General features: G+C 42.7%; 4 protein-coding genes and 1 pseudogene. 2 read left to right on the top strand and 3 right to left on the bottom strand.

Annotation, left to right across the window (positions count from 1 at the left end):
* Positions 1-141: pseudogene (gene rpsL / locus ABYU67_RS07590) on the bottom strand (30S ribosomal protein S12); the annotation flags it as partial.
* 454 nt (positions 142-595) lie between these two features.
* The gene (locus ABYU67_RS07585; RefSeq protein WP_372844397.1) at positions 596-1,867 is read right to left on the bottom strand and encodes an EcsC family protein; all 1,272 of its coding nucleotides are present in this window, start codon (positions 1,865-1,867) and stop codon (positions 596-598) included.
* Positions 1,868-2,542: 675 nt separating this feature from the next.
* Between ABYU67_RS07585 and ABYU67_RS07580 the strand changes: the two genes are divergently transcribed.
* Positions 2,543-3,778: a beta-ketoacyl-ACP synthase II gene (locus ABYU67_RS07580; RefSeq protein ID WP_372844396.1), complete on the top strand. Its 1,236-nt coding sequence runs from the start codon at positions 2,543-2,545 to the stop codon at positions 3,776-3,778.
* Positions 3,779-3,781: 3 nt separating this feature from the next.
* Complete coding sequence (locus tag ABYU67_RS07575; protein ID WP_372844395.1) at positions 3,782-5,464, top strand: anthranilate synthase component I family protein; 1,683 nt, start codon at positions 3,782-3,784, stop codon at positions 5,462-5,464.
* 102 nt (positions 5,465-5,566) lie between these two features.
* Here ABYU67_RS07575 and hisC read toward each other — a convergent pair whose 3' ends face one another.
* Positions 5,567-6,706 carry a histidinol-phosphate transaminase gene (gene hisC, locus ABYU67_RS07570; protein ID WP_372844394.1) on the bottom strand — a complete coding sequence of 380 codons (1,140 nt, stop codon included), beginning with the start codon at positions 6,704-6,706 and terminating at the stop codon, positions 5,567-5,569.
* Between the last annotated feature and the right edge of the window lie 64 nt (positions 6,707-6,770).

Genomic DNA, 6,770 nt, shown 5'->3' with positions numbered 1-6,770 from the left:
TGAGTTAGGTTTTTTAGGGGTAGTAGTATATACGCGAGTACATACACCACGGCGTTGTGGGCACGCTTCCAACGCAGGAACTTTTGACTTTTCCTTGATGGTTTTGCGACCTTTACGAATCAATTGGTTAGTTGTTGCCATAAGGCATCCTTCTCCCGTTTGGTATAAAACAAAAAAATAGGGAAACGCACCATCCATCTGACTTTAACGACAGATTTTGGCACACCCATTTTTAGGACAGTGTATTATAAAGACTTGTTGCTGCTATTTCAACCACTTATGAGTGGCTGGACTTTACAGCAGCGGATAGATATGTATTCAGACTACTACCATACCACTTTATCTGTTTTTGTCAGCATAAGCCAAAAAACAGCCAACTAAATATGGTATCAAAAGTAGATGCTTACATCAGTTAGATAAGATATTTAGAGATAAAAACAGTTATTCACCTAAGTTATATAGGGATATCGGCTTACTTTTCAAGAGAAGTAAGCCGATATCGCCAACATTACTGGTAAATAGCAATTAGACAGAGCTGCCATTGACTAAAAACGAAGTATCTATAAACGGAGTATCTATCAACCTTAACCGCTTATTATTTACTTGACTTAGCAGCGGCTTTTTTCGTTTTGTTGTTAGCAGACTTGCCTGTGTTGCTCTGCTTATCATTCTTGGTATCATTAGGTTTATTGATATCAGCTTTAGTGCTGTCGGCTTGCTTTTCTTCAATCGTCTTTTCGCTAATGTTGTCATCACCATTCTTTTGCATGCTGTCTTGTTTGTCGTTGGATTGTTTTTGAGTATCTTTTGAGGTCTTTTCTGTAGAGCCTTTTTCTGATGGCGTACTATCTTGAGCCTTATCTTCATCTTCTTTGTGCTCAGTACTGCCCGTTACCTTACTAACCTTTACTTCGCTGCTGCTGTCATCAGTAATAGCACGATTGGCAAGCTTTGCTTCTGGACCAAACGTTGCTTGAGCAACACCGATAACCTCATCGATTAGCTGACTATTATAGCGCATACCAACGATAACGGCAGTGGCTGGCAAGAATCGACGTACCCAAGTTAGGTTAATTTGGTCTAAATCAACACCAACCTGAGTGGCAATACTGTCCACTTGCTCGGCGTAAAAATTGACTTTTTTATTCTGCAAACCTAAGTTTTTGAGCTCATTGTGTAAACCGCTGCTTTGAGCGTTATCTAATAAACCTTTACCAATACCGATACCCGCCAGCAATGCTTGCTTTTCTTGCATTTTGCTCAAGTCTGCATTGGCAAGTAACTCATATGCCATCTTAATGCCTTGCTTACCAGTCAACGGTTTATTGTAAACAGCGCCCAATTGATAAACTGTACGCAAAGATACCAATAATAACCATAAGGTATCAGCCAATAAGCCCGGCAAACCTGCCAAACCTGTAACACCGCCAAGCGTGGCCAGTGCACGGTTTTGGTTGGCGATATCAGTCGCTAGTGCATAACGCTGCTCGTCATCTAAGCTGGCAATATTGGCAAAGCGATGCTGATTTGGTAAATCGATTTGACTCCAGTTGTCGGCAAGCTTAGCAATTTGCGCAAAAGCGCCATCAACGGTCGACTCAAAAAAGCTATTTGGTACTACTTTTTTGGCATATTTGCCATAAGTAGCAAAACGGGTGCCAATCAACTGCTGAGTGGCTTTTAACGTTTGCTCACGGAACAAATCTTGCTGATAATCTTCATCGCCCAGATTGACCGCTTTAAATTGGCGCGGTTTGCCCGTTTTGGCATTGGCACTATCAAGCATCGCGCCCATACGTTCTAGATTGCCACGCGTAAAAGAGCCTACTGTGCTAATACCTTTCGATAAAGTGCTACGCTTTCCCATCTTAATGTCCTTAATATGATGTTTGTTATAAAATAATCTGGTTAAAGTACTGTGTATTAAATCATTATTTTTAAGATGCTGCCTTGTTAAAACATTGCGACAACCTTTTTTTATATTCATATTGATAGCCATACGCTGTTTGCCATTCTAGCGAATCCTTATTATGAGTGTCAGTGCGAACAATGTTATCGCTATCCCTCATTTTGTATCTAAAAGTATCATTGATCGATAAGCGCTTATTTATCATAGTATATCTATTGCATCATTTCACATTAAAGAAATTTGTACCATATCCTGTATCGCCTTTATCATCTGCTTTTTAAGCACCAACTGTATAAAGCTATGGGATAATCATTGTTGGGGATCAGCCCTATTTTCTTATTATTTTGCATTTACTCAAACATTTTGCCACCTCGATACGGTATCATATGCCATAATTCAAAGTACACTTGTACCATTATTAATCTGCAACCTTTTTGAACGAATAGTGGCTTATAAACATACATTGGCAAAAGCTAAGCGTACAGTGGCAAAAGCTTTGCCTGTAGCGACTCGATGTTTTGCTAACACACATTTATTATTTGTGACATTATTCGCGACTAAGGGCTGTAGTTTGAGATGGTAAAAACGATGAGTAAAAGTAAGTATTAAATCGTTATTAATAAGGAATAGAGTATGCGCCGCGTTGTTATCACTGGAGCAGGGATTGTCTCTTGTATCGGACATGATTTGGCTACTGTCACAGAGGCTCTTAAACAAGGGCGCTCTGGTATCACCTTTAACGAAGCTTATGCTGAGCATGATTTTAAATCACACGTCAGTGGCAGTATTGACCAATCACAGCTTGATACCTCAGCTATCGACCGTAAATTAAAACGGTTTTTTAGTGATGCAAGCCTTTATGCTTATGTCAGTGCGTTAAATGCCATTGAGCACGCCAGGCTCTCTTTAGAGACTATCAATAACAATCCGCGTGTGGGCGTGGTCGCAAGCTCAGGCGGCGCATCAACAGAAAACATCACCAATGCGATAGATGCGATGCGAGAAAAAGGATTGCGCGGCGTTGGTGCGATGGCTGTACCAAAGACCATGGGCAGCTCGGTATCAGCGGCACTTGCGACGGGTCTAAAAATCCAAGGTATCTCATACTCGCTAACCTCTGCTTGTGCCACATCGACGCATTGTATCGGTCATGCTGCCGAGCTGATTCAACTAGGTAAAGCCGATGTAATACTGGCTGGTGGCAGTGAAGCCGAACATTGGACACAGTCTTGCATGTTTGATGCTATGGGCGCAGTCAGTACCCAATATAATGATACCCCAGAGCTTGCCTCAAGAGCTTATGACAAAGACCGTGATGGTTTTGTTATCGCTGCGGGCGGCGCGATGGTAGTCGTTGAAAGTCTTGAGCATGCCGAGGCGCGCGGTGCCAATATCTTGGCTGAAATCGTCGGTTATGGTGCCAGCTCTGATGGCGCAGAAATGGTTGCACCAAGTGGTGAAGGCGCAGTACGCTGTATGAAGCTGGCTCTTGCTGAAGCTGGTTTGGACAGCGTCGATTATATCAATAGCCATGGCACCAGTACGCCACTTGGTGATATCACGGAGCTTAAAGCCATTGCCAAAGTATTCGATAATGATATCAGTAAAGTCCCTGCGATTAGTTCAACCAAGTCTATGACCGGTCATAGCTTGGGTGCGGTTGGGGCACAAGAGCTGATTTATTGCTTACTGATGTTACAAGACAGCTTTATCGCCCCAAGTATCAATGTTACAGAATTGGATCCAGCTGCCAAAGGCTTTGATATCGTCACTGAAAAACGCAATGTAAAACTTGAAACCTTGATGAGCAATAGCTTCGGCTTTGGTGGTACCAATGCAACACTCATCATCAAAAAATTTGACGCCTAAACTATGGTTGTAATAGATTCTCATACTACTGTGCAGACAGATTCTGCCCTACCGCCAGCTAGCAAAACTAGCTGGCGTTTTGGTAACCTATCTGCTGCCGAATTGCTACCGCACCTACAGCGATATTTGTTCGAGCAAGATAGCAAAGTTAACTGGCAGCTGGTTTGGCTTAATAACGATGGGCAACCCGTGATTGGCTTATTACCAAAGACAAGCTGGTGCGTGTATCCTGTGACTAATGACACGCTACATGCTACTCAGCAGGCAAGCCTTTATAAAGTCGAGACGACTTGCCGCTCAGTGTTTTACGGTCCTAATAACAACGCTTCTGTTACGAGCTATATGAGTTATCGCGACTGGCAAGAGGAGCTAATATCTTATAGTCAGGCTTATGAAAATAGCAATGCTAGCTTACTTTCAATAAGCCATGATAATCAGCCGCCCCATTATCACCATGGCTTGATAGGTTTTATCAGTTATGATATCAGCGCTCATGAATTAAGCCCAACCGCCAATATTGAGATGGCAACACAGCCGTGCGCATTATTAGGTCATTATGATATTTATCTCATAGCAGATACTGACAATCAAAACAGTTGGCAGCTGCAAGTCAATCATGATAATAATCATAATTCTGACAGCAGCTCAGCTCCGCAGGATAAAAATGCACTGGTCACAATGCTGGTATCTTATTTGGAACGTTTGGATAATCAGCTATCGCATGAGAGTGCCAATAAAAAACACTCCTCTAAAACACCACCTTTATTATTAGAAGCTCAGTGGAGCAAACGGGATTATAAGCAAGCCTTTGATAAAACGCAAAACTATCTACAGCAAGGCGACTGTTACCAAATTAATCTAACCCAAACATGGAATGGCTATCTAAGCGCTTATGACGATAAATCAGTCACCAGTCTCGTCTATTATTTACCTGCCCTGCACGCAAATACCCAAGCACCCTTTGCAGGATATATAGCGACTGATAGTTTTAATCATAAAAACGAAGCAAATACGGCAAATCGTCAGTTTGAATTATTAAGCTGTTCCCCAGAGTTGTTTTTTACTTTTAGCAAAGATGCTTGGACAGGCAAGCATCATATTCGAACCAAGCCGATTAAAGGAACCATGCCCCGCAGCTTAACGACTGAACAAGATGATAGCTACAAGCAGCAGTTAATTAGCAGCGAAAAAGACCGTGCCGAAAATGTCATGATTGTGGACTTATTACGTAATGATTTGGGTAAATATGCCAAGATCGGTAGCGTAAAAGTGCCAGAGCTATTTGCGATTGAAAGCTTTAGCAATGTCCATCATATGGTCAGCACCATTACTGCAGAGCTTAAGGCAGATACTCATCCGTTAAGTGTCTTATTTGGCAGTTTGCCGGCCGGTTCCATCACTGGTACACCAAAGAAGCGCGCGGTGGAGATTATCGCAGAATTAGAAGCGGCACCGCGCGGCGCGTATTGTGGCACCATGGGCTATATGAACTTTGATGGCAGCGGTCAATGGAATGTATTGATTCGTACATTACAGGCAACCAGTACAGCAGATAATAGTAAGCAAGTCTGTTTATGGGCAGGCGGCGGTATCACTGTTGCCTCAGACTGCGATGCTGAATACCAAGAGTGCCTTGATAAAGTCGGCAACCTACTTTCTGTCCTTGCTGACGCACCTGACAACTGAGCTTTATATTAAAAAATACATAAAGTAGCGTAAAAGAGCCTGCTAACATGATGTTAGCAGGCTCTTTTATTATTTATACAATATTCTAGAATGACAGTCGAACTAAGTGTTAATGACCTCGACATCCGCTACCGCTTGTAGCGCTTTTAGTGCCTCAATTAAGCGCTTGTTCTGGGCGGCGGTGCCAATCGTAATGCGCAAATACTCATTAATACGTGGTTTATCAAAATGACGGACGATGATTCCTTGCTCACGTAATATTTCTGCTACCTGACTGGCAGCGCCATCATGCGGACGCGCAAAAACAAAGTTGGCATGTGATGGCAAGACGTCATAACCCAGTGCTATCAACTCAGTCGTCAATGCTGTGCGCAAATCGATCACTTGCTGGCGTGTTTGCTCAAAATACTCCACATCTAAGACACTCGCCGTTGCACCAGCTTGTGCAAGCTTATCAAGTGGATAGCTGTTAAAGCTGTTTTTCATGCGCGTTAACGCTTCGATTAATGAGGCATTACCAAACGCCATACCGACACGCAGTCCGGCAAGCGAGCGCGATTTTGAAAAGGTCTGGGTGACGAGTAAGTTATCAAACTCATTGATAAGGCTGATGGCTGATAATGCCACATCTGCACTGCCCTCTGCTTTTTGGGCAAAATCAATATACGCCTCATCAATCACAATCACTGAATTTGAATGCTCACCTGCAAGCTTACGAATATCAGCAAGCGATAATAATAAACCCGTTGGCGCGTTTGGATTGGCAATAATGATACCGCTACAAGGTTGGCGATAAGCATCAGGATTGACGCTAAAATCTGTTTCTAATGGAATTTGCACCAGCTCTATGCCAAAGGTATTGGCATAAACGGGATAAAAACTGTAACTGATATCAGGTGCTAAAACGGGGCGCTCTTTTAAGAAAAAACTGGCAAATACCAGCGCCAAGACTTCATCTGACCCATTACCGACAAATACTTGATTGATATCAAGATCATAAAGCGCGGCCAATGCGCCACGCAAATCATCAGACTCAGGCGCAGGATACAAGCGCAAATCAGCCGCTTGCTGTACTAAGACTTTAGTGATTGCCTCACCGACTTTTGGTGATGGCGGAAATGGGTTTTCATTGGTATTTAACTTGCACAAATCATCATGCTGAGGCTGCTCGCCAGGCATATACGGCGATAGATTACGCGCTTTAGATGACCACAGTCTGGTATCTACCTTTAACTCACTCATAAGTTATCCTACTATTAATCACAGAGATGGTTATTTCTAAAAGTTATTATTTTAAAGGCTAGTA

The organism is Psychrobacter sp., assembly GCF_041554015.1.
GTDB lineage: Bacteria > Pseudomonadota > Gammaproteobacteria > Pseudomonadales > Moraxellaceae > Psychrobacter.
The sequence above is the reverse complement of the archived record's forward strand: the minus strand, read 5'-3'. Positions and strand labels throughout refer to the sequence as shown.

Bases quoted from the DNA above. Each gene is read 5' to 3' on its own strand.
- ABYU67_RS07585 (WP_372844397.1), bottom strand. From the start codon at position 1,867: ATGGGAAAGCGTAGCACTTTATCGAAAGGTATTAGCACAGTAGGCTCT.
- ABYU67_RS07580 (WP_372844396.1), top strand. From the start codon at position 2,543: ATGCGCCGCGTTGTTATCACTGGAGCAGGGATTGTCTCTTGTATCGGA.
- ABYU67_RS07575 (WP_372844395.1), top strand. From the start codon at position 3,782: ATGGTTGTAATAGATTCTCATACTACTGTGCAGACAGATTCTGCCCTA.
- hisC (WP_372844394.1), bottom strand. From the start codon at position 6,706: ATGAGTGAGTTAAAGGTAGATACCAGACTGTGGTCATCTAAAGCGCGT.